At 50.1% G+C, this 21,788-nt stretch carries 22 protein-coding genes; 3 read left to right on the top strand and 19 right to left on the bottom strand.

Features of this window, described 5'->3' with window-relative positions; translation table 11 throughout:
• Window positions 1–57 precede the first annotated feature (57 nt).
• On the top strand, window positions 58–1,251 hold the full coding sequence (locus ACM5Q9_RS09515; protein WP_418144489.1) for an acyl-CoA dehydrogenase: 1,194 nt from the start codon (window positions 58–60) through the stop codon (window positions 1,249–1,251).
• A gap of 246 nt (window positions 1,252–1,497) precedes the next feature.
• Here the strand turns inward: ACM5Q9_RS09515 and ACM5Q9_RS09510 are convergent, their stop codons facing one another.
• The 6 genes from ACM5Q9_RS09510 to ACM5Q9_RS09485 all read right to left on the bottom strand — a co-directional run bounded on the left by ACM5Q9_RS09510 (window position 1,498) and on the right by ACM5Q9_RS09485 (window position 6,728).
• Window positions 1,498–1,953 carry a MaoC family dehydratase gene (locus tag ACM5Q9_RS09510; protein WP_418144488.1) on the bottom strand — a complete coding sequence of 152 codons (456 nt, stop codon included), beginning with the start codon at window positions 1,951–1,953 and terminating at the stop codon, window positions 1,498–1,500.
• A gap of 324 nt (window positions 1,954–2,277) precedes the next feature.
• Window positions 2,278–2,781 (bottom strand): GNAT family N-acetyltransferase, encoded by a 504-nt coding sequence (locus ACM5Q9_RS09505; protein WP_418144487.1) that lies wholly within the window; start codon window positions 2,779–2,781, stop codon window positions 2,278–2,280.
• 81 nt (window positions 2,782–2,862) lie between these two features.
• The gene (locus ACM5Q9_RS09500) at window positions 2,863–3,429 is read right to left on the bottom strand and encodes a YcbK family protein (RefSeq protein ID WP_418144486.1); all 567 of its coding nucleotides are present in this window, start codon (window positions 3,427–3,429) and stop codon (window positions 2,863–2,865) included.
• A gap of 22 nt (window positions 3,430–3,451) precedes the next feature.
• Window positions 3,452–5,107 (bottom strand): L,D-transpeptidase family protein, encoded by a 1,656-nt coding sequence (locus ACM5Q9_RS09495; RefSeq protein WP_418144485.1) that lies wholly within the window; start codon window positions 5,105–5,107, stop codon window positions 3,452–3,454.
• Window positions 5,108–5,126: 19 nt separating this feature from the next.
• A complete protein-coding gene (locus ACM5Q9_RS09490; protein WP_418144484.1) occupies window positions 5,127–5,786 on the bottom strand; it encodes a dienelactone hydrolase family protein in 660 nt (219 codons plus the stop codon).
• A gap of 18 nt (window positions 5,787–5,804) precedes the next feature.
• The gene (locus tag ACM5Q9_RS09485; RefSeq protein WP_418144483.1) at window positions 5,805–6,728 is read right to left on the bottom strand and encodes a LysR family transcriptional regulator; all 924 of its coding nucleotides are present in this window, start codon (window positions 6,726–6,728) and stop codon (window positions 5,805–5,807) included.
• A 119-nt stretch (window positions 6,729–6,847) separates the two neighbouring features.
• On the opposite strand from ACM5Q9_RS09485, the gene ACM5Q9_RS09480 reads away from it, so the two are divergent.
• Both ACM5Q9_RS09480 and ACM5Q9_RS09475 read left to right on the top strand, forming a co-directional pair.
• Window positions 6,848–8,059 carry an ABC transporter substrate-binding protein gene (locus ACM5Q9_RS09480; protein ID WP_418144482.1) on the top strand — a complete coding sequence of 404 codons (1,212 nt, stop codon included), beginning with the start codon at window positions 6,848–6,850 and terminating at the stop codon, window positions 8,057–8,059.
• A 12-nt stretch (window positions 8,060–8,071) separates the two neighbouring features.
• On the top strand, window positions 8,072–9,565 hold the full coding sequence (locus ACM5Q9_RS09475; protein WP_418144481.1) for a CoA-acylating methylmalonate-semialdehyde dehydrogenase: 1,494 nt from the start codon (window positions 8,072–8,074) through the stop codon (window positions 9,563–9,565).
• A gap of 186 nt (window positions 9,566–9,751) precedes the next feature.
• On the opposite strand, the gene leuD is transcribed toward ACM5Q9_RS09475, so the two are convergent.
• From leuD to queE, 13 genes are all read right to left on the bottom strand, one after another.
• A complete protein-coding gene (gene leuD, locus ACM5Q9_RS09470) occupies window positions 9,752–10,399 on the bottom strand; it encodes a 3-isopropylmalate dehydratase small subunit (RefSeq protein ID WP_418144480.1) in 648 nt (215 codons plus the stop codon).
• Between the two features lie 2 nt (window positions 10,400–10,401).
• On the bottom strand, window positions 10,402–11,835 hold the full coding sequence (leuC, locus tag ACM5Q9_RS09465) for a 3-isopropylmalate dehydratase large subunit (protein ID WP_418144479.1): 1,434 nt from the start codon (window positions 11,833–11,835) through the stop codon (window positions 10,402–10,404).
• On the bottom strand, window positions 11,832–12,767 hold the full coding sequence (locus tag ACM5Q9_RS09460; protein ID WP_418144514.1) for a hydroxymethylglutaryl-CoA lyase: 936 nt from the start codon (window positions 12,765–12,767) through the stop codon (window positions 11,832–11,834). Before ACM5Q9_RS09460 ends, leuC begins: the two co-directional genes overlap by 4 nt.
• Before the next feature lie 15 nt (window positions 12,768–12,782).
• Window positions 12,783–13,973, bottom strand: coding sequence for a CaiB/BaiF CoA transferase family protein (locus ACM5Q9_RS09455; RefSeq protein ID WP_418144478.1), 1,191 nt, complete (start codon window positions 13,971–13,973; stop codon window positions 12,783–12,785).
• 113 nt (window positions 13,974–14,086) lie between these two features.
• Window positions 14,087–15,001, bottom strand: coding sequence for a LysR substrate-binding domain-containing protein (locus ACM5Q9_RS09450; RefSeq protein WP_418144477.1), 915 nt, complete (start codon window positions 14,999–15,001; stop codon window positions 14,087–14,089).
• 2 nt (window positions 15,002–15,003) lie between these two features.
• Window positions 15,004–15,606: a glutathione S-transferase gene (locus ACM5Q9_RS09445; protein ID WP_418144476.1), complete on the bottom strand. Its 603-nt coding sequence runs from the start codon at window positions 15,604–15,606 to the stop codon at window positions 15,004–15,006.
• Between the two features lie 379 nt (window positions 15,607–15,985).
• Complete coding sequence (locus tag ACM5Q9_RS09440) at window positions 15,986–16,963, bottom strand: cytochrome-c peroxidase (RefSeq protein ID WP_418144513.1); 978 nt, start codon at window positions 16,961–16,963, stop codon at window positions 15,986–15,988.
• A gap of 389 nt (window positions 16,964–17,352) precedes the next feature.
• Window positions 17,353–18,156 carry an OmpA family protein gene (locus ACM5Q9_RS09435; protein ID WP_418144475.1) on the bottom strand — a complete coding sequence of 268 codons (804 nt, stop codon included), beginning with the start codon at window positions 18,154–18,156 and terminating at the stop codon, window positions 17,353–17,355.
• Between the two features lie 260 nt (window positions 18,157–18,416).
• Entirely contained in the window at window positions 18,417–19,370 is a 954-nt protein-coding gene (locus tag ACM5Q9_RS09430) for a 3-hydroxyacyl-CoA dehydrogenase family protein (RefSeq protein WP_418144474.1), read from the bottom strand.
• Between the two features lie 88 nt (window positions 19,371–19,458).
• On the bottom strand, window positions 19,459–19,878 hold the full coding sequence (locus tag ACM5Q9_RS09425; RefSeq protein WP_418144473.1) for a GNAT family acetyltransferase: 420 nt from the start codon (window positions 19,876–19,878) through the stop codon (window positions 19,459–19,461).
• Between the two features lie 102 nt (window positions 19,879–19,980).
• Window positions 19,981–20,439 (bottom strand): 6-carboxytetrahydropterin synthase QueD, encoded by a 459-nt coding sequence (gene queD, locus ACM5Q9_RS09420; protein ID WP_418144472.1) that lies wholly within the window; start codon window positions 20,437–20,439, stop codon window positions 19,981–19,983.
• Window positions 20,436–21,152, bottom strand: a complete 717-nt coding sequence (gene queC / locus ACM5Q9_RS09415; protein ID WP_418144471.1) for a 7-cyano-7-deazaguanine synthase QueC — start codon at window positions 21,150–21,152, stop codon at window positions 20,436–20,438. The genes queD and queC overlap by 4 nt, the downstream gene beginning before the upstream one ends.
• On the bottom strand, window positions 21,152–21,784 hold the full coding sequence (queE, locus tag ACM5Q9_RS09410) for a 7-carboxy-7-deazaguanine synthase (protein ID WP_418144512.1): 633 nt from the start codon (window positions 21,782–21,784) through the stop codon (window positions 21,152–21,154). Before queE ends, queC begins: the two co-directional genes overlap by 1 nt.
• Window positions 21,785–21,788: the final 4 nt, after the last annotated feature.

Below are 21,788 nucleotides of genomic sequence, written 5' to 3'. Positions count from 1 at the left end.
GAATGCCTATTGAACATTGTAAAACCATAAAATCATCCACTTTCAGGAGTCAATACCATGTCTTCAAATCCTTCTTTCCACTGGGACGATCCTTTATTGCTTAACGAGCAGTTAACCGATGAAGAGCGCATGATTCGTGATGCCGCCAACGCCTACTGCCAGGACAAACTGGCACCTCGCGTCCTGGAAGCTTTCCGTCACGAAAAAACCGATCCTTCCATTTTCCGGGAAATGGGTGAGCTGGGCCTGCTAGGCGTGACCATTCCAACCGAATACGGTGGTTCTGGCCTGAACTATGTGTCTTACGGCCTGGTTGCCCGTGAAGTAGAACGCATTGACTCCGGCTACCGCTCAATGATGAGCGTGCAGTCTTCTTTGGTGATGGTCCCCATTAATGAATTCGGCAGCGAAGCCCAGAAAAAGAAATACCTGCCCAAGCTCGCCACTGGCGAATGGATTGGCTGCTTCGGCTTGACCGAACCCAACCACGGCTCCGACCCTGATGGCATGGAAACCCGTGCGACCAAAACCGGTAACGGCTACAGTCTGACCGGCAATAAAATGTGGATCACCAACTCACCTATTGCCGATGTATTCGTTGTATGGGCACGCTGTGTTGGCGGTGAATTCGATGGCAAAATCCGCGGTTTCATTCTTGAAAAAGGCATGAAAGGCTTAACCGCACCCGCTATTCACGGCAAAGTGGGCCTGCGTTCATCCATTACCGGCGAAATCGTGATGGATGAAGTGGAAGTACCCGATGATCAGATGCTGCCCGGCGTCAGCGGCTTGCGCGGCCCCTTCACTTGTCTGAACTCTGCCCGTTTTGGTATTGCCTGGGGTGCATTGGGTGCTGCAGAAGCCTGCTGGCACACTGCCCGCCAGTACACGCTTGATCGCAAGCAGTTTGGCCGCCCACTGGCACAAAACCAGCTGATCCAGAAAAAACTGGCCGACATGCAAACCGAAATCACCATGGCACTGCAAGGTTGTCTGCGTTTGGGTCGCATGAAAGACGAAGGCACCGCTGCCGTTGAAATCACTTCCATCATGAAACGCAACTCTTGCGGCAAGGCACTGGATATTGCCCGACTGGCCCGTGACATGCTGGGCGGTAACGGCATTTCCGACGAGTTCGGCGTAGCCCGCCATCTGGTCAATCTTGAAGTGGTTAATACCTACGAAGGTACCCACGACATTCACGCCCTGATCCTGGGTCGTGCCCAAACCGGTCTGCAGGCTTTTTATTGATAGTATTGTTGAAAAACCATACGGTTTCATGCGCAGCATCATGACAAAAAAATCCTGATCACCTGCTGCATATTGCCAAAGCCCTTGCATCATTGCGACGCAAGGGCTTTTTCTTTTTTAAGACTATTTCATGCTTTAAATATTACCATCTGTATTAATGCAATATCCGTCTATTCATATCGAAAAAATAACGTTTTAAATATCAAACTTAATGGATAGACTGTACTGATACTGATGGAAAAATGCTTAAGCCTTGTCCTTTTCCTGTCCTGAAATATCAAATAAATTGGTAGCATCCAGTTCCAGGACAGTCTCCCCATTCTGGTTGGTCACTTCCCAACTCCAGAGGATAATGCCAATGCCGGGGCGTGAATTGGATTCGCGCTTGGCCTTGATAATTCCTTTCCAGAACAGATCATCACCGGGGCGCACCGGTTTAAGCCATTTCACGTAATCCAGGCCCGGAGAGGCGAATGATTCGGATTCTCCGAGCACCGCATCGACGGCCATTTTCATGGCCATGCCACAGGTATGCCAGCCACTGGCAATCAAGCCACCCCAATGACTGTCTGCCGCTTTTTCAGGATTAATATGAAACCATTGCGGATCATAAGTTTTGGCAAAAGCAAGTATCTCTTCTTGTGTAACACGCCTTGGGCCCTGTTCAAACACCTGGCCAGGCTTGAAATCTGCAAATTTCATCTCATCAACCCTAATTGTTTACTATGTTATTTGAAACAATTATTATTTCCAATAAACCAATAGTTATATCCGATCTTAAAGAAAATGTACAAAAAAATTTCACCAACCATGATTATTCAAGGAAAAACATTGAAAATCAAAAGGTTTGGCATTTATTTACACTGAAATCCAGATAAACCATGGTGAAATTAAACAACCAAGCCAACAAAATATCTTTTGTGGAAATAATGTCTCATCTTTAAGCCGCTCATTTTACCGCACCGCACAAAAATTTATCAAATAAATAGTTGCGCACATTTGGCTGGTTTATTTTAAGCTTTTGTATCATGAAGTTAAGAGATTACGCTGCATGCACAAGGCATCATCGCCAAAACTTTTTGTCGACAGTTGCTGACAAACTTCAAAACCAAACCGCTGCCAGTACTGATGGGCTCCTTGGACAGCAATAAGAAGGGCTTTATTCAATCCCAACAAAGCGGCCCGATCAAAAAGGCAAAGCAGCATTTTTTCAGCCAGTCCGCAGCGAAGGTGAGGCGTGGCAACGGCTATATCGTGAATATAAATACTGTTGCAGGGCCCCTGAAAAGCGGCATAAGGATGATCCCAAACCGGTGTCAGGCCATCGCTCCATGGATAGGCAATCGCATAACCACATAATTCGGCGCCCCTGAATACCCCCCAACTGGTTTCTGGCGCTATGGCAGCCTTAACCTTGCTTTCCAGCACTTCTTTTCTTTCACACAACTCAGCCAAATATGCCTGCCGCTGTATGCTAACGATGGCATCAATATCAGAGGGTAATAATTTACGGAGGGAATAGGAAGACATTGACACTAACTTTGCAAACCAAGAGCTGTGCCCGGACCAAAACCGGACGGGCACATTAATATTTTTTTATTTGGTAATGAATTACCAACTGCGGATGCCGCCGGTATCCACATGTACAAACCGACTGTCCGGGTAATAACCCACACCGCCAGCTTTTAGCGACAGTGCTGCATCACGCAATTCATCAAGTGGCACACCGGGCATGCGAATATCCAATGCCCTTCCCTGCATGTGCAGGCTTTTCTTGGCTACGCCACCACCACGGGTTTTACGCAAGCGCTCGTTGGTATGCGGATCGCGGTAACCAGAAATAATCTGGTAAGGAATATCGGTACGCAAAGCTACTTTGATACCATTAAGAATATCGTAAAGTGCCGGATCCATAATACCGACGGTACCTGAATAATGATCGCGCAGAAAACGGTTCAGGCGGGTAAGCGCCGAATTGACATACCGGTCACCCAAACGATAAACCACAGACAGTTTTTCATTGGTATGCGTATGGTCGAGAGCAAGAAGGTGATTGTTGGCGCCAAGTGACAAACCGGCATTGACAGATGGGGCGATTGAAAATACTGCACCTGTCAGCGCCAGTTTTCGGGTGGTTCGCAAAAACTGGCGTCTGGTATGAGGTGTATGCAACAACATGCTATACATTCTCCTGGTAATTTTAAGGATTGGACGCAAGCAAAGGCTTAGAGGCCTGTTGCTGCGTATGACGCAGAAGAGCCTGGTTCAGCAATTTGTCCTGCCCGTAAAGATCAGGGAAGAAGTACGTTTTATTATTTTTCACCACGACGGTACTATATGCCAGAACAACAGGAATCGGCTCCTCAAGCTTAATTGTATTCGATTTTCTGGCCTCCATCGCCGATTTGATGCGCGGTGCCGTCCATTCAGGCTGGTTGACCAAGATAAACTGTGCCAGCTCAACCGGTGCCTCGACCCGGATACAGCCATGGCTGAAATCGCGGCGGGTTCGGTCAAACAACCCGACGGATGGCGTATGGTGCAGGAAAATGCTCATGTTGTTAGGGAAGATGAATTTGATATCTCCCAAGGCATTTTGTGGGCCGGGACGCTGTCGGATCCGGGCCTTGCCCGCCAATACCGCATTTATGTTTGCTTCACTGACGACCGTTGACACACCATTGCCCAGCACAAACTCCATTCCCTGGCGGCTTAAATAACCAGGATCCCTGCGAAGGCGCGGAATGGTTTCACTGCGTGCAATCGAAGGAGGGATATTCCAGTATGGGCTGAATTCGATGAATTTCATTTCGCCATCAAACAAGGGGGTACTGGTATTGAATGCCTTGCCCACAATGACTTTCATTTCAATTTGTGGTTCTATCTTGCCCATCTTAACGTTATAACCCCGCAAAATGAACTCGGGCACATTCACCACAATCATGCGCGGATGAGTGGTGAGGGGTGTCCAGCGCAATCGCTCAAGACTGATTTCAATTTGCCTGACACGTTGCCCGGGGGTTACCGCCAACTGTTCCAGCGTACCTTTACCAATTACCCCATCCGGCTCCAGTCCGTGTCGCTCCTGGAAGTTTTTTATGCCTTGAACCAACCTGGAATCGTAAACAGCAGGCACTGCGGCACCCGGAGACAAATCTCCCAAGGCCTCAAGGCGTGCCTGCACAACGGCTAGTCCGGCATAGGGCTGGCCGGGTTTAAGGCCATTGCCCTTAAGGGAGGGCAAAGGCGTTTGCCAGGCCGGGTTACCAACTAGGGTTTTATAATGGGCCAACACCTTAAGCAAGCTGCCATACATAGGTATGGGACTGGTAATGGATTCGGGCAAACTGGCCAGGTTATCCTGTTGCAAGGCGTTTTGCAGCAAGGCATCCGCCTGCGCATCGGTAATGGGAATACGGTTGAATTTCTGTTTTACACTGGCGGGGTCAACCCGGCCATTTTTAAGATCTTTGACATACGCCCGCATGACCCGGCTGATATTGTTATCAAGACGGGCGACCTGCTCACTACTCAACTGCCCGCCCTTGGCTTGTGCCAGTTGCTGCTTCAGGCTTTGCGTAGGGTAATCGGCCGGGTTCAGGCCCTGCAGCCCGGCTTGCTCAAGCAACGCAATGGCTTGCTGCGTTTGTCTAACCGGCCGGTTGCCGTCAAACCAGGAAAGCGGCATTTGCGAGGAAATGACAACGGCACTCTCAGGCACCTTGCCAAAAACAGGCGGCTGCTCCAAAAAAAGCACCGGTTCTTCTGCTACGGTAAGTGCTGGCACGTTGGCAGCGACATGGGCGCCTGACCCAGCAACCAATAGGACTGCAAACAAAATTTTATGGATTTTCATAGCCACCTCGTGCATTTTTTTATAAATGTTTCGTAAAAAACGAAATTGTTCTCAGACGGGCCAATTCGGTTGCCGCTTTATCATAAGAGCCGCGCTGATCACAACCAAATCCATGATCAACACCAGCATACACAAACATTTCAACATTCGGCTGAGCTTTGCGAATAAGCTCGATATCGCTTGCAGGAATGGATTTATCCAGTTCGCCAAAATGCATTTGCACCGGCATGGTAGTTTGCTCATTGGCAACCTGTGCCAAACCACCGCCGTACCAGCATGAAGCCGCCTTGACACCCGCAATCTTGCATGCGGCAAGCCATGCCAGCGTGCCTCCCCAGCAATAGCCTACAACCCCAACACTGGACTGTGGTGCCAATGCCTTAACGGCTGCAGCAATATCCTGCATCACCTGCTCCTGGCTGATTTCACTGCGTAAATCAAGGCCTTTCTGGACATCCTTGTGGGTATAGCCAAGCTCTACTTTGGACTGAACCCGGTCAAACAGGGCCGGGGCGATAACACGATAACCCTGTGCGGCAAAAAAGTCGGCCACATCACGTATATGGCTATTGACACCAAAAATTTCCTGAATGACCACTATTCCCGCACGGGCAGTCTCCTCTCCGGCCACATAAGCATCAAAAACGTGTCCGTCTTCTGCCCGCAAAGTCATGTACATAAGTATTCTCCGTTGTTGTTAAAATACGAACAAGGCCTTGCTTGTTCCTTTCATTAATCCTGCATTCCTTTCTACCACACTTCTTACAAAATCACAAAAAGCGGTTATGCGCTTCAGGCGCTTCAGGTCTTCATGAAAATACATCCAGAAACTGCGCTGGACATGGATATCTTCTGGCAAAATGGCGACCAGATGCGGGTTCTGGGCTGCCATGAAGCATGGCAAGATGGCCAGTGCCTGCCCCTGCAAACAGGCATAATATTGCGCAATAATGCTGGTACTTTTGAAAACAACGTTGTTCAAAGGCAGCACATCTTCCAGATAGCGTAACTGGTCGCTATAAATCAGTTCCTCAACATAACTGATGCCCGGGTGAAACCTCAGGTCATCCTGGTGCCGGATGGGCGCATGGTTTTGCAAATATTCACGCGTGCCATACAGCATCAGCGAATAATCACACAGTTTGCTACATACATAAGGTCCGCGTGAAGGGCGTTCAATCGTAATGGCGATATCGGCTTCACGGCGGGTCAGGCTGACAAAACGCGGCACTGGCAGGACATCAAGAGTTATATCAGGATATTGTTGCCGGAACTGCATCGACAGGGGCGTAATAATATAGCTGCCAAAACCTTCAGTGGCGGCCACCCTGATATGGCCCGACAGGGACTCTCCCACTCCGGTTACCTTCTCCCTGGCATTAAACAACTGGCTTTCCATTTGCTCGACGTGGGCCAGCAATTCATGACCGGCTGCGGTCAGGACAAACCCTGACGAACGGGATTTGTCAAACAGCAAAGTATCCAGTTGCGTTTCAAGCTGGCGAATCCTTCTGGCCACCGTAGTGTGCTCAACACCCAGGCGTACGGCCGCTGCGCTAACCCGCTGGGTTCTTGCCACTTCCAGAAAATACCGCAGACCATCCCAATCAAGTGTTTTCATATGTGCATTTTTGAACAAGATATGTGCATATTTTATATTGCAATTTTAATTTCTACACATCAAACTGTATTTGGTCCAAAGAGACTTATTAAAACGAATGAAAAAACCGGAGACAAACCATGAAAATCCACGCACACTCGCTTGCGTTAAGCTGTGCTTTGGCGTTCAGCTCAATGGCCAGCGCCAATGACCTTCCACCCGTCAAAATCGGTGTACTTACCGATATGTCCGGCACCTATGCCTCGATGGGTGGCCCGGGATCGGTGGCGGCCGCCAAAATGGCCATCAATGACTGCCTGGCAGCAGAATGCAAGGGCATGAAAATCGATCTTGTTTCAGCCGACAACCAGAATAAGGCCGATGTGGGCGCCGCCAAGGCAAGGGAGTGGTTTGATCGTGAGGGCGTAACCGCCATTGCCGACCTGACCAACTCGGCCGTTGCGCTAGCCGTGCAGAATATTGCCCGGGAAAAGAACAAGGTGGTCCTGTTTTCCGGTCCGGCCACCACGGCCCTGACCAATAAAGAATGCTCTCCGGTGGGATTTCACTGGATGTTTGACACTTATTCACAATCGGTTGGTGGCGCCAAGGCGACCATGGCCACGGGTGGCAAGTCATGGTATTTCCTCACGGTTGACTATGCCTTTGGCCACTCACTTGAAGCCGATACCTCAAAAATGGTGGAATCACTGGGCGGCAAGATCAATGGTGCCGTACGCCACCCCTTGAACAATTCCGATTACGCTTCTTTCATGCTGCAGGCCCAAAGCTCCAAAGCCGATGTGGTGGCGCTTGCTAACGGAGGCCAGGATACCGTCAATGCGGTCAAACAGGCCAAGGAATTTGGTATTACCGATGGCGGACAGCGCCTGGTTTCACTGCTGATTTTCCTGTCTGACCTGCGGGCCCTGGGTAATGAAAACGCCCAGGGACTCAGTTATGTTGACGGTTTCTACTGGGACTTTGATGATAATACCCGTGCCTGGTCTAATCGTTTCGCCAAAGAATTCAATAACCTGAAACCTACCATGACTCAGGCCGGCGTTTATTCAAGCGTGCTGCATTACCTGAAAGCAGTCGCTGCTGCCAAGTCTACCGAAGGGGATAAAGTAGCCGCCAAAATGCGCGAGATCCCGATTGAAGACCCCATCATGCACAACGCCTCCATCCAGCCCAATGGCCGTGTAATTCACGACATGTATCTGTATGAAGTCAAAAAACCGTCTGAAAAACAAAGCGAATGGGATTACTCGAAACTGCTCGCCACTATTCCGGCCGCAGAAGCTTTCCAGCCCCTTTCCGAATCAAGCTGCTCTCTTCTTAAACAGTAAAAGGATTACATAATGCGTTCCATCCCAGAAGTACCCCTGATTATCAATGGTGAAAAAGTCCGCTCCGTCTCTGCGGTTTGGCACGATGTGGTGAATCCGGCCAACCAGGAAGTGGTTGCCCGGGTGCCTTTTGCCACGCTTGACGAAGTGGATCAGGCGGTTGCCAGTGCCAAGCAAGCCTTCAAGACCTGGCGCAATAGCGGCCAGGGCACCCGCATGCGTATCATGCTGAAACTGCAGCAACTGGTTCGTGAAAACGCCGGCAAACTGGCCGAACTGATTACCCTGGAACACGGCAAGACCCTGCCCGACGCCGAAGGCGAGGTTGGCCGCGGCCTTGAGGTCATTGAGCACGCCTGCTCGATTGTGAGCCTGCAATTGGGCGAATATGCCGAAAATGCGGCATCGGGCATTGATGTTTATACCCTGAACCAACCTTTAGGCGTTTGTGCCGGCATTACCGCCTTCAACTTTCCCATCATGCTGCCCTGCTTCATGTTCCCGATTGCGGTAGCGTGTGGCAATACCTTTGTGCTGAAACCATCCGAGCAAGACCCGAGTTCCTCATTGTTCCTGGCCGAGCTGGCCCTTGAGGCTGGCTTACCACCCGGTGTCCTGAACGTCGTTCACGGTGGACCTGAAGTGGCCAACCGCCTGTGTGAACATCCCGATATCAAGGCGGTATCGTTCATTGGCTCCACCCGTGTGGGCACTGAAATTTACCGCCGTTCATCCAACGCAGGCAAACGCTGCCAGGCCATGATGGGCGCCAAAAACCATTGCGTCATTTTGCCTGATGCCGACAAAGAGGTTGCTCTTAACCAATTAGTGGGTGCAGCTTTTGGTGCTGCCGGACAGCGCTGCATGGCAACGTCTGTGGCCGTGATGGTTGGCAAGACCAAAGAATGGCTGGACGATTTTGTTGAGCGCAGCAAAAAACTCAAGGTTAATGTCGGTACCGACCGCGCGGCAGACCTTGGCCCGCTGGTTTCGCCAGCGGCCCGTGAACGGGTGCGCGGCCTGATTCAGGCCGGTATCGACGAGGGCGCCGAATTGCTGCTGGATGGCCGCGATATTACGGTTGAAGGCTATGAAAACGGCAACTTTGTCGGCCCTACCATTTTTGCCGGTGTCAAAGCCGAGATGCGTATTTACCAGGAAGAAATTTTTGGCCCGGTATTGTGTGTGGTTTGCGTGGATACCCTGGATGAAGCAATTGAATTCATTAATGCCAATCCCAATGGCAATGGCGTGGCCATCTTTACCCAGAGCGGTGGCGATGCCCGTTACTTCCAGAACAATGTCGATGTGGGCCAGATTGGCATCAATATCCCCATTCCCGTACCCGTGGCATGGTTCAGCTTTACCGGCTCACGCGGTTCAAAACTGGGTGACCTGGGCCCCAACGGCAAACAGGCCGTCAGCTTCTGGACCCAAACCAAATCCATCACCGCCCGCTGGGCCCACCATGCCCAAGGCGTAAATACCACGATTAAAATGGAATAAGTGTCAAGCCAAAGCAGTTTGCCGGTTCATGGCAAACTGCCTGAAAAAATGGCGATGCCTTTATTGGCATCGCCATTTTTACTCAAGGCACCTGAACTATTCCCAAGCGTACGTCAGGAAAACACAGTTACTGCAGGTACCCTTCACTCAAAACCGATCGGTCTCGCTTAAAATCCAGTGAAAAACCTAGGCCTTTGAGGGGAACAGCCAAGGCTCCTGCTGCTTTCGGACCGCCTCATAGCTGCGGATTACCGCTGCTTTTGAAAGTGTTATCCCAATATCATCAAGACCCTTCATAAGGCTCTCTTTCCGGCTTGCTTCAATATCAAAATGCCACGTGTTTCCTGCAGAATCCATCACACGCTGGGATGACAGGTCAATCCTCAAGCGATAACCCGGGGTCAGGTATACCGCACTGAACAGCTCATCGATAACCTTGGCAGGTAAAACAATAGGCAACATGCCATTCTTGAAACAGTTGCCGAAAAAAATATCGGCGAAGCTTGGGGCAATCAACACCCGAAAGCCATAATCATGCAAAGCCCATGGTGCATGCTCACGACTGGAGCCACAACCAAAATTCTGACGCGTCAGCAAGATAGAAGCGCCTTTGTAACGAGGCAAGTTAAGAGAAAACTCGGGATTCAACGGCCTTTTCGACACATCCTGGCCTGGTTCGCCCCGATCCAGGTATCGCAATTCATCAAAGAGATTAGGACCGAAACCGGTACGTGAAATCGACTTCATGAACTGCTTGGGCAAAATGGCATCCGTATCCACGTTAGCACGGTCAAGCGGTGCAACCAGTCCTTCGAAAGAGATAAAAGGTTCCATGATCATAGACTCCCGTGAACATGTGTAGCATCAACAAAATAACCGGCAATCGCGGTAGCCGCGGCAACCGCCGGGCTGACCAAATGGGTACGCCCTCCCGAGCCTTGCCTGCCTTCAAAATTACGGTTTGAAGTAGAGGCGCAACGTTCTCCTTCTCCAAGACGATCACTGTTCATGCCCAGACACATCGAACACCCCGGCTCACGCCATTCGAAGCCGGCATCCAGGAATATGCGATGCAGACCTTCTTTTTCTGCCTGCTCCTTGACCAGACCTGATCCCGGCACCACCAATGCCTGTCGCAGCGTACTTGCGATGCGTTTACCCTTGACGATGGATGCAGCCAGCCTCAGATCCTCAATACGGGCATTCGTACAGGACCCGATGAACACTTTATCAGGCCTGATGTCGCGGATGGGCGTCCCGGCCTTAAGATCCATATACGCCAATGCACGCTCCATCCCTGCCCGACGAACCAGGTCAGGCTCATGCGAAGGGTCAGGCACAACACCATTGATGGGAACAACCATCTCCGGTGAAGTGCCCCAACTGACCATAGGCAGCAACTGGCTGGCGTCGATTTCTTCAGTACGTTCAAAGACGGCACCTGGATCACTTTGAAGCGTACGCCAGTAAGCTTCGGCCTGGGCCCACTGCTCTGCCTTGGGTGAGAAAGGTCGCCCTTTCAGATATTCAATCGTTTTCTCATCAACCGCCACCAAGCCAACGCGGGCCCCCGCTTCAATAGCCATATTACAGAGAGTCATACGCCCCTCCATGGAAAGGCCGCGGATCGTGCTGCCAGCGAATTCAATGGCGTAGCCGGTGCCTCCCGCTGTTCCAATTCTTCGTATAATTTCAAGAATAAGATCTTTTGCCGTTACACCATCTGGCAGCTCACCTTCGACTTTCACCAACATCGGCTTCATGCGCTGCATCGGCAAGCACTGTGTAGCCAATACGTGCTCTACCTCTGAGGTTCCTACACCAAATGCCAAGGCTGCAAATGCGCCATGTGTACTTGTATGCGAATCGCCCGCGACCACGGTCATCCCTGGAAGAGTGGCCCCTTGCTCCGGACCAATGACATGAATGATGCCTTGCCGCCTGTCGTCCAGACGGAACTCCGTAATACCAAACTCGTCACAGTTCTTGCCCAGTTGCTTTACCTGGATGCGCGACAGTACGTCCTGAATACCATCCACCCCCATCTCACGCTCGGATGGATCCGTTGGAACGTTGTGGTCGGCACTGGCCATCACGGTATCGCTACGCCATGGCTTACGCCCTGACAACCGCAAGCCTTCGAATGCTTGAGGACTCGTCACTTCGTAAACGAGGTGACGATCTATATATAGTAACGATGGCCCCTCATCATTTTCTTCCACCACATGGCGTTGCCATAATTTCTCAAACAAAGTTTTAGGATAACTCATTGCGACCTCGCCATCGAACCGACAGGATTATGTAATTTCAGGCGTGGGCCCGCTTTCAGGATCTGGCTGGGTACATCATGCCCAATCAGGCCAGGTAACAAAGCGCTGGCCTGTAAAAGCTGCTCCAGATTAACCCCCGTATCCATCCCCATCAATTCCAACATGTGCACCATCTCTTCCGTGCACACATTGCCCGAAGCGCCGGGCGCATAAGGACATCCACCCAAACCGCCCAAAGACACATCAAATCGGTTAATGCCCGCTTCAATGGCCGCATTGGCATTGGCTAAAGCCATGCCACGCGTATTATGGAAATGCGCGGTTAATTCCAGCGCGGGAAAACGCGCCTTACAGTCTTCAAACAGCGCCCTGACCTGCGTTGGATACGCCATGCCAGTGGTGTCACATAAGGTAATGCCATGCACACCCAGTTCGGCAAAACGGTCGGCCCAGGACAAGACTTCATCTTGGGGTACATCACCTTCCATGGGACAACCAAAAGAACAGGACAGGGAAATATTAATCGCTACCGGCGTGGATTTGACCTCCCCAATAATACCGGCCAACTGTTCAAAAGAACGCTCGCGTGTCATGCGCAAATTGGATTGATTATGCGTTTCACTGACGGACATCACCAGATTGACTTCATCCACCCCGCAGGACATCGCTCGTTCAGCACCACGCAAATTGGGTACCAGTACGGTATACACCACATTGGGGTTACGCTGGATCCGGTGCATGACCTCTTCGGCATCCCGCAAGGCGGGAATCGCCTTGGGCGAAGTAAATGAGGTGACTTCAATTTTGGCAAAGCCACAATCACTTAAGCGATTGATGATCTCGATCTTGTCATCTGTGGGTATAAACGCGGCTTCATTTTGAAACCCGTCACGACAGGCCACTTCCTGTATATAAATACGTTTTTTCTGCATCATGCTCATCCCGTCTTAAATAATGCCCTTGGCACGCCATTGCTGTTGGGTCTGCTCATCTATGCCCAACTCACCCAGCACTTTGGCCGTATCCTGTCCCAGTGTGGGTGCTTTGCGACGAACCTCTCCGGGCGTTTCACTTAGCTTTGGCACAATTCCCGGCAGGGTAACTGCAGTCCCATCCTCAAGCTCGCCCTGAATCAACATCTCGCGTGCCTGATAATGTGGATCTTGTGCAATATCGGCAACATCGTAAATTTTGCCTGCGGGAATACGGGACTGATGCAAGGCCTCAAGCACTTCATCCAGGCTATGCTGAGCGGCCCATTGTCCAATCACGCCATCAATGTATTCGGCCTGTTTGGAGCGGCCGTCATTATGTTCAAAAGCAGGATCTTCGGCGATGTCATTGCGCCCGATAAGCGCCATGAGACGCTTGAAAATGCTGTCACCATTTCCTGCGATCAGGGCGTACTTGCCATCTGCGCAACGGTAAGCATTGCTTGGCGTGATACCTGGTAAACTGCTTCCAGCAGGCTGGCGGATTTCATTAAAAATCGAGTATTCCGCCATCATGCTTTCCATCATGTTAAAGACAGACTCGTACAAGGCGACATCAATGACCTGCCCATTGCCGTTATTCTGGTCCCGATGACGCAAAGCCAGCAACACCCCAATCACGCCATGCAAGGCGGAAAGCGAATCACCAATCGAAATCCCCACCCGTACCGGAGGACGGCCCGGTTCTCCACTAAGATGACGCAGGCCACCCATGGCCTCACCCACCACGCCAAAACCCGGCAAATCCTTATATGGTCCTGTTTGACCATAACCGGAAACACGGAGCATGATGAGTTTAGGATTGATCTGTTTCAGCTCTTCCCAACCCAGCCCCCACTTCTCAAGGGTTCCTGGACGGAAGTTTTCCACCAGCACGTCAACTTCCTTGACCAGAAGCCGGATCACATCCTGCCCTTCTTTCTGGCGCAGGTCCAAAGTGACGGATTGTTTGTTTCTTGATTGAGAAGCCCACCAGACGGAGGTGCCTTCATGCAACAAACGCCATTTGCGTAGCGGGTCACCGGTTTCGGGGGGTTCTATCTTGATGACTTCCGCCCCAAACTCAGCCAGCATTTTGCAGGCAAAAGGACCAGCAATCAGCTGACCCAACTCAAGTACTTTGATACCTTCAAGCGGTTTTGACATTTCAATTACCTTTCATTACTTTCAACTCAACAATATAATGAAAGAAAATATCCCGCTTGAAAATCATTATTTTCTAAACTACCCTTTCCTGAAATTCAAGTGAACGTCTTTTTTTATTTTAAATCACTTGCATAACGGCTTTCTTTCAGGAAAGAAAAAAGACGTTGGGCATCTGGCGTCAGGGCCTGCTCATTACGCACCCCAATCCACAAGGTCCGTTCAGACCAGCTGTCAAGCAACTCCACGGCATGCAATCCTTTACCAAGAATCTCCGGGCGCACCGAAGAACGGGGCAAGAGGCCAATGCCCAATCCTGCCTCGATCATGCGGCAAATGGCATCAAAACTGCTTACCTGTACCCGCAGGCGCAATGATTTTTCAGCCACCAATGCCGCTTCCTGCATGAGAACCAGCAGCGAGCTGCCATCAGACAAGCCGACAAAGTCATACTCCAGCACATCCCTGAAATAAACCGGTGGAGACTGGCTTAGCACATGGAATTGGGGCACCAGCAAGACCAGGCGATCGCATTGGTAGACACTTTTTTGTACCTGGCCACTGGGCACATTATCGGCAAAAATCCCGATATCGATTTTTTCCTGGGTCAGGGCCGAAATAATTTCATGGCTCAATTTTTCTTCAAGATTCAGGCGAATGGCAGGATTTTTCCGTGTGAACCGGGCCAGGTCGGCAGGTAAAAACTGAATGACTGAAGACGTATTGGCCCATATCCGGACCTGCCCCCGTAAACCTGCCGCGTAGTCTTCCATATCAGTAGCCATACGGTTAATGGCACTGATAACCGATTGCGCATGCTCTACCAGCGAGTGCCCGGCCGAAGTCAGCGCCAGGCCCCTGGGTTGCCTGACAAACAGGCTACAGTTCAGCTGTTTTTCAAGCTCTGAAATGCGCTTGCTGGCGGCAGACAAGGTAAGATGCGTCTCTTGGGCGGCCTTGGTCAGGCTTGAGTGCTGGGCCGCCAGAAGAAAAACGCGTAAGGTATGCGGGTCAAATCGGGATAAATTCAACGTTATACGGGTGCTGTATTTTTTACGGATGGACGTTGCGAGAACTGCGCATACCAGGCATCCAGCTTGGGATAAAGCTTGCGCCAGTCAAAGTGGGCGAAGCGGAAATCAAGGTAACCCAATAAACAGGCCAGGTCAAAAATGGCGATATCCACCCGGCCTTCAAGTGTATCAGCCTTGCCTTCGAAATATTCCAGTGTCGTGCGGGTCTTGTCCATTTGAGCATCAACCCAGGCCAACCACTGCAACTCGACAGGCCTGACACTGATTTCATAGCGGGCAGTCACCAAAGCACTCAGCGAACCATCCAGCGCAGCCAATTCGGACAAGATTCCCCAGCGGCTCTGCTGGTCGCCAAACAGGCGGCCATTGGCTTTGTCATTCAGATACTCACAAATAACCCGGCTGTCATAAAGGGCCTGGCCATCATCGGTAATCAGGGTGGGGACTTGCCCGAGTGGATTGGAAACTATAAGCGATTGCAAACGGTTAACCGGATGGACCTGTACCGTCTCCTTTTCCAGTTGATCAAGCAAACCCAACTCTTGCACCACCATCATCACTTTGCGCACAAAAGGGGATGTTGTTGAATAATAAAGCTTCATTCATATTCTCCGAATATCTCTTGATAATTTCCATTTGAATTATCAATGATTGTAAGTGAATATACTCACGGAATGATTTTCTGGTCTTAAAAACAAAAAGTGGCTGTATCAAAACCAACACAAATTGCTAGGCGAGCAATATAAACCCGCGTCCGTTTAATGATTGGCCTGCATCACACCCTTTGCACTCTTACCCCCGCTTCACGTAAAAAACGGCTTGATAATTTCAACAGCCAGTCAAACCGCTTTGACGTTTTTTACTATCATGTATCTTTTTCTGCAAAAAAACACCTGTTCGCCAAGACGAAACAGGTGTTTTTTAATCGAGACTTGTTAATGGCAGCCGCTCACAGCACTGCCATTTAACCTTTGCTATCCCTTATTCAAAAGGTTTGGCACGGGGTGTCAAATCACTGGAAGGTGGCAGGATAGGCATTTCAAACCGTGGCTGCTCACCGGTCAGGGTTTTCAGGAAGGCGACAATATCTTCAATTTCATTGTCTGTAAATTTGCGGCCTAACTGCAGTCTTCCCATAATGTCCACCGCTTCAGCCAATGTATTGGCCGCACCATCGTGGAAGTACGGATAGGTCAATTCCACGTTGCGCAGGGTAGGCACCTTGAACATCATACGGTCAACGTCTTTACCGGTCACACCGGCACGGCCGGCGGCTTCGTTATCGGTAACGTACGGCTCGACCAGACCCATTTTCTGGAATGAGGATCCGCCCGCGTTGGCTCCATTATGACAGGCAACGCAACCGCTTTCCTTAAAGGTCAGATAACCACGCAGCTCCTGGTCATTAATGGCATTTTCATCACCTTTCAACCAACGGTCAAAGGGTGCATTAGGCGTTACCAGGGTTTCTTCAAATACTGCCAGTGCTTTGGTCACTTCATTAATCGTGATGGTGTCGGTACCATATACTTTTTTGAACTCTTCCTTGTATTGAGGAATGGACTCAAGAATATTCACCACCAGGTCATGTGAGGAAGCCATTTCCAGCGGGTTGGCAATGGGACCACCAGCCTGCTCACGCAAGTCTGCCGCACGACCGTCCCAGAACTGGACAAAGTTCAGGCTGGAGTTCAATACGGTTGGTGAGTTGATAGGACCTTCCTGCCAGTTGTGGCCAATTGAGGTAGGCAGGTTATCGCTGCCGCCCATGCCCAGGTTATGGCAAGAGTTACAGGAAATGAAACCCGACCGTGACAAACGGGGATCAAAGAACAGTTTTTTACCCAGCTCGACTTCTGCAGGATTCTGACCACTTGCAGGCTCAATGGCAACAATCAATTCATTGTTGGGTTTGTAGCGTTCCGTTTTGGTGGCCTCTGCCGCTTTGTCTTGGGCCATGACACCAGCACTGCCGGCCAGACATAATATTGATGCCAGCGCGTAGCTAGCAATGGATTTTTTCATTTTCACCATAATACAACCTCTCTTAAAAAATATAAGTAGCCTTTTAAAAAAAATTTAATAAGGATACTTACCAATTCCCCGTAATGAGTTTTTAATATCTTTATTTAAAGCTTGAGACTATGGTAACTTGAGAGTTGATAGGCAGTATTGTTTTATATCAAACCAAATCGCAATTAACTATTGTTCACAATGTTTTGATAAACAACATCATATGCCAGCATTTTCTACAAGGCATATAAAAAAACCGCATAACTTTAGAAAAGTTATGCGGTACGGGTGTAAATATGGTTCAGACTTGAATAATTATGAAGAAACAGCCTGTTTTATTGCTTGTTGTCTACGGTAATGACGACACGACGGTTTGGCGCCAGACAGTTGATAAGCTCTTGGCCACCACCATCACATTGCACAACAGGTTGTGAATCGCCCACGCCATAAGCCTGGATCATGTTAGCCGGAATACCCTGGCTAACCAGATAGTTGCCAACGGTTTCTGCACGGGCCTGTGACAGCTTCATGTTATAACCGCTATTACCCAAGCGGTCGGTATGACCAACAATAGTAATACCGGTCACGTCCTTCGCATTGCTTAAGCTTTGGGCAAGATTGTCCAGTTCCTGACGGCCTGTTGTAATGGCGCTTAGTGTTGATTTGTCAAACTCAAACAAAGCATCTGCACTTAGTGTATATGACTGTTTGGCACTTCCTGGCGGGCAACCGGCACCTTCGCCTACGCTACGCCAATAAAAACTGCGGGCAATACTGTCGGTGTCGAAAAGAATCTTGAACTGGCAGGTTGTGACATTATTGACACCCATGTCAGGGGTATGGAAATGGAAGAGGTAATCCCATTCTTTTGCACTGATGCCTTCACTAAAGTGCGGGCGGCCCAGCAAATAATAGAGTTGGTCTTTGGTTACGCCAGAACGGACCTGTGTCAAATTATAAAAATTGGGGTAAGTACCCTGCTTGTTATTTAAGGTAACGCTTTCAACATTTGGCCAGACAGGATCTTCGGTAACTCCGTCTGAACTGACGTTACTGATTGATGAGCATCCAGCAAACGTTAATGCCATTAACGCAACAAACCCAAATTTAAGGCGACTGCCAGAATTTGGTTTATTCATTTTACACTCCTCTAAAGATAATATCAGGCTGAATGTTACACCTTTTACAGAACCAGCACATTCATTTTGTGGCAATTTAATTCGGATAATAGGAAACAATCGGAAAATCCAAATTATTGTTTGTAAAAACAGATATTTATTGGAAAAAAAACCGCATATTCCCGTACTTTCAGCGCCCAAGTTTTAGCATGAAAAACCAGATTATCACCCCATTGTCCCCGTCAGGCAAGACCAACAGGATTTTAGTGAAAAATTCCGGTTCAGGGTTCAATTTCAGGAAGGTCTTTGGACAAAATTTCAAGCCCTTGCCTTAATACCTGATCGTAACGCTGTTTTTCCTCTTGCATGGTTTCTGGTGTCCATGTATAGAAACCTTCCCCCGTTTTCATGCCATAGTTGCCATTTTTTATTTTGTCAGTCAAGACTGCGGGAGGCATTGCCGCATTTGACAGGTCAGGGTAAATGGTTGCGGCAGCCGCAGCATGAACATCCCAACCGGCAATTTCCTTTTGCATAATCGGGCCAGCCGCCAAATACCGAAAACCAAATCCAAAACGCACGGCGGCATCCACATCTTCAGCGGTCACAATACCCGACTGGATCAGCGAATAAGCTTCCCGGCCAATAGCATGTTGCAGGCGATTGGCGAGGAAACCGGGCACATCTTTGCGGATCAGGACCGGCACCGAACCACAGCGTTTCATCAGGGCCACCAGAGTCGCCCCCACCTCGGGATTGGTTTGCTTGCCCAGTACCACCTCAACCAGTGGCACAATATGTGCTGGCATGAAAAAATGCAAGCCGGCCATCCTTTCTGCCGTTTGCAGGCCTTCGGCAATATCACTGATCGGAAAACTAGAGCTGTTACTGCATAAAATGACGTCAGCCCCTGCCAGGCGCTCAAGATCCTTGAACAGCGCTTGCTTGAGCGCCAGATCTTCAGGAATTGCCTCAATCACCAGATGCACGCCCGACCAGTCAATTTCCTCAAGAGAAGCAACAACTGAAAGCAGTGAACGGTTTTCTTCACGTCCGATAGCCTGCAAGTTTTGTGCGATACGGTTGCATATCCCTTCATGTTGAAGCTGGCTGGGTTCTACTATGGTGCAGCGGGACTTTGCACGCAGCAATACCGTGGCAATATCGGTTCCCATCGTACCGCCGCCCACAATGACGCTATTGGTTTCTGAGGGGGAGTGGAATTCATAAGCCATTATATCTCCTTGATCTTGATGATATTTTGATAGGATAAATATACACGCTTATTCGCTGCTTATATAAGCATCCTTCAAATTAACCCTCTTATTCGTCAGGAATCAGCCGCTTGCCCAACATAAGCACATCACCAACCTCATATCCCAGCTTTTCGTAAAAAGCCAGCACCTTACTATTATTGCTGCGCACCAATAACTGAATCTTGGGGCAACCCCTTTCAATTAGCCGGTTTTCGGCCTCTTGCATTAAGGCTTGGCCAATACCTTGCCCCTGACATGCCGGATCAACCGCGAGGTAATAAACCCATCCCCGGTGCCCCTCGTAACCGATCATGGCCGAACCTACCACCACCCCATTTTTCTCGCTAACCAAAAACAATTCTGGCTGGGTCGTCAGTTTGCGTTCGATATCTTTCCGGGGATCATTCCATGGCCTGACCAAACCGCACTCATTCCATAAACGGATAACGGCTTCGCCGTCTTCCAGTATAAAAGACCTGATTTTCATAAATATTTTTTCTTCAAAACCATTAAAAACCGGGCATCTTAGCACATCAAGGACAACCCGCCCGAGCCATGCATGCCACAGGGCATGCCATAAAAAAACCAATTAACAGGAGACCGTCTTCCTGGTAGCATCGGCCCAGCAGTTGGGCGTCTCATACAGCCTCACCCGATGCAAGACCAGGTCTTTGCCATAGCGCTGTTCAAATGCAGGAGCCAGCAAATCAAAAGCCAGTTGCGCAAGGTTTTCCGCCGTTGGCACTTTGCTGGTCACAACCGTTTTATGATCAGGCATTGACTTAAGAAACGCCAGTACTGCAGTATCGCTTTGACAAACCAGGAAAGCATGATCCCACGGCCCCACCACCCGCTCATGGGCAATCGTCTTGATATCGGAAAAATCAAGCACCATCCCGTTGTCTGACTGTCCGGGCGTATCACGCACTTCGCCTTCAAGGGTAATTTCCAGGACATAACGGTGCCCGTGCAAATTACGGCACTGGCTGCGATGGTCTGGAATGCGATGACCCGCATCAAACTCCATTTTTCGTGTAATGCGTATCATCGACCAACCTCCCCCTGATATGCTTTCATAAATGTTTCGTATCCTTTTGCCCTCAGCTCACAGGCGGGGCAAGTACGGCAGCCATAACCCCAATCAAAACGCCGATTGCGCTCGCCCAAATAACAGGTATGGCTGTGCTCGCGGGTAATGTCCAGCAGCGCTTCTCCGCCCAAATCGGCAGCCAGCTGCCAGGTTTGTGCCTTGTCCAGCCACATCAGCGGTGTTTCTATCCTGAATTGCTGTTCCATACCCAGGTTAAGCGCCAGTTGCATAGCCTGCATGGTGTTGCTACGGCAGTCGGGATAACCGGAGTAATCGGTTTCACACACACCGGTTACTAAAACCCCAAGGTTGCGGCGATAAGCCAGCGTGGCAGCAAAAGTAAGGAAAATAAGATTGCGGCCAGGCACAAACGTATTGGGCAAGCCGCTTTCGGCAAAACGGATTTCGGTTTCGCTGGTAAGGGCACAATCTGAAATTTGCCCCAGCAAGCCCAGATCCAGCAGATGATCTTGTCCCAGCCTGGCATTCCAATCGGGAAACTGCCGACGAATTTCAGCGATCACGTTTTGCCGGCATGCCAGTTCCACATGATGACGCTGGCCATAATCGAATCCAACGGTCTCTACCCGGTCAAAACGGCTTAATGCCCAGGCCAGACAAGCCGTTGAGTCCTGGCCTCCGGAAAAAAGTACCAGTGCATTGCTTGCCACTATCGTATTCCTATAATTTTATGGGTTTGTGTACTTAGACGCCAGCGTGGATGCTCAAGGCACCAGGCAATGGCCTGTGCGGTATTCTCACGCTGCACCAGGTTATCCATGGGCTGGAGCCAGAATTGCTGGAAATCCAGATGCTCGAATTGCGCAGGGTCTATACCTGGTTGCGGATATACCAGCTTCAGCTCATTGCCACGGGTCTGGACCAGTGTTGTACCAGCCTTGGGGCTGACACAAATCCAGTCAATGCCGTCAGGGGCAGGCAAGGTGCCATTGGTTTCCACCGCAATCTCAAATCCCTGTTCATGCACCGCCCGAATCAGGTCGTCATCCAGTTGCAACAGGGGTTCTCCCCCGGTAAAAACCACAAAACGGTTTTCAGTTCCCGCCCCCCAAATCATGGCCAGCTTTGCTGCCAGCGCGTGGGCCGAGGCGTACTTGCCCCCATCAGTGCCATCGGTACCGACAAAATCGGTATCACAGAAAGTGCATTGTGCACCGGCACGATCCTGTTCACGGCCCGACCACAAATTGCAACCTGAGAAGCGACAAAATACGGCCGTACGCCCGGCCTGCGCGCCCTCTCCCTGCAATGTCTTGAATATTTCCTTGACTGAATAAACCACGTCA

It is taken from the genome of Advenella sp. RU8, assembly GCF_048381675.1.
GTDB lineage: Bacteria > Pseudomonadota > Gammaproteobacteria > Burkholderiales > Burkholderiaceae_B > Advenella.
Note: the sequence above shows the minus strand (reverse complement) of the source record. Positions and strands in the feature narration are given on the sequence as shown.

Coding starts and splice junctions, on each gene's coding strand:
- ACM5Q9_RS09515 (WP_418144489.1), top strand. CDS start 58: ATGTCTTCAAATCCTTCTTTCCACTGGGACGATCCTTTATTGCTTAAC.
- ACM5Q9_RS09510 (WP_418144488.1), bottom strand. CDS start 1,953: ATGAAATTTGCAGATTTCAAGCCTGGCCAGGTGTTTGAACAGGGCCCA.
- ACM5Q9_RS09505 (WP_418144487.1), bottom strand. CDS start 2,781: ATGTCTTCCTATTCCCTCCGTAAATTATTACCCTCTGATATTGATGCC.
- ACM5Q9_RS09500 (WP_418144486.1), bottom strand. CDS start 3,429: ATGTTGTTGCATACACCTCATACCAGACGCCAGTTTTTGCGAACCACC.
- ACM5Q9_RS09495 (WP_418144485.1), bottom strand. CDS start 5,107: ATGAAAATCCATAAAATTTTGTTTGCAGTCCTATTGGTTGCTGGGTCA.
- ACM5Q9_RS09490 (WP_418144484.1), bottom strand. CDS start 5,786: ATGTACATGACTTTGCGGGCAGAAGACGGACACGTTTTTGATGCTTAT.
- ACM5Q9_RS09485 (WP_418144483.1), bottom strand. CDS start 6,728: ATGAAAACACTTGATTGGGATGGTCTGCGGTATTTTCTGGAAGTGGCA.
- ACM5Q9_RS09480 (WP_418144482.1), top strand. CDS start 6,848: ATGAAAATCCACGCACACTCGCTTGCGTTAAGCTGTGCTTTGGCGTTC.
- ACM5Q9_RS09475 (WP_418144481.1), top strand. CDS start 8,072: ATGCGTTCCATCCCAGAAGTACCCCTGATTATCAATGGTGAAAAAGTC.
- leuD (WP_418144480.1), bottom strand. CDS start 10,399: ATGGAACCTTTTATCTCTTTCGAAGGACTGGTTGCACCGCTTGACCGT.
- leuC (WP_418144479.1), bottom strand. CDS start 11,835: ATGAGTTATCCTAAAACTTTGTTTGAGAAATTATGGCAACGCCATGTG.
- ACM5Q9_RS09460 (WP_418144514.1), bottom strand. CDS start 12,767: ATGCAGAAAAAACGTATTTATATACAGGAAGTGGCCTGTCGTGACGGG.
- ACM5Q9_RS09455 (WP_418144478.1), bottom strand. CDS start 13,973: ATGTCAAAACCGCTTGAAGGTATCAAAGTACTTGAGTTGGGTCAGCTG.
- ACM5Q9_RS09445 (WP_418144476.1), bottom strand. CDS start 15,606: ATGAAGCTTTATTATTCAACAACATCCCCTTTTGTGCGCAAAGTGATG.
- ACM5Q9_RS09440 (WP_418144513.1), bottom strand. CDS start 16,963: ATGGCCCAAGACAAAGCGGCAGAGGCCACCAAAACGGAACGCTACAAA.
- ACM5Q9_RS09435 (WP_418144475.1), bottom strand. CDS start 18,156: ATGAATAAACCAAATTCTGGCAGTCGCCTTAAATTTGGGTTTGTTGCG.
- ACM5Q9_RS09430 (WP_418144474.1), bottom strand. CDS start 19,370: ATGGCTTATGAATTCCACTCCCCCTCAGAAACCAATAGCGTCATTGTG.
- ACM5Q9_RS09425 (WP_418144473.1), bottom strand. CDS start 19,878: ATGAAAATCAGGTCTTTTATACTGGAAGACGGCGAAGCCGTTATCCGT.
- queD (WP_418144472.1), bottom strand. CDS start 20,439: ATGATACGCATTACACGAAAAATGGAGTTTGATGCGGGTCATCGCATT.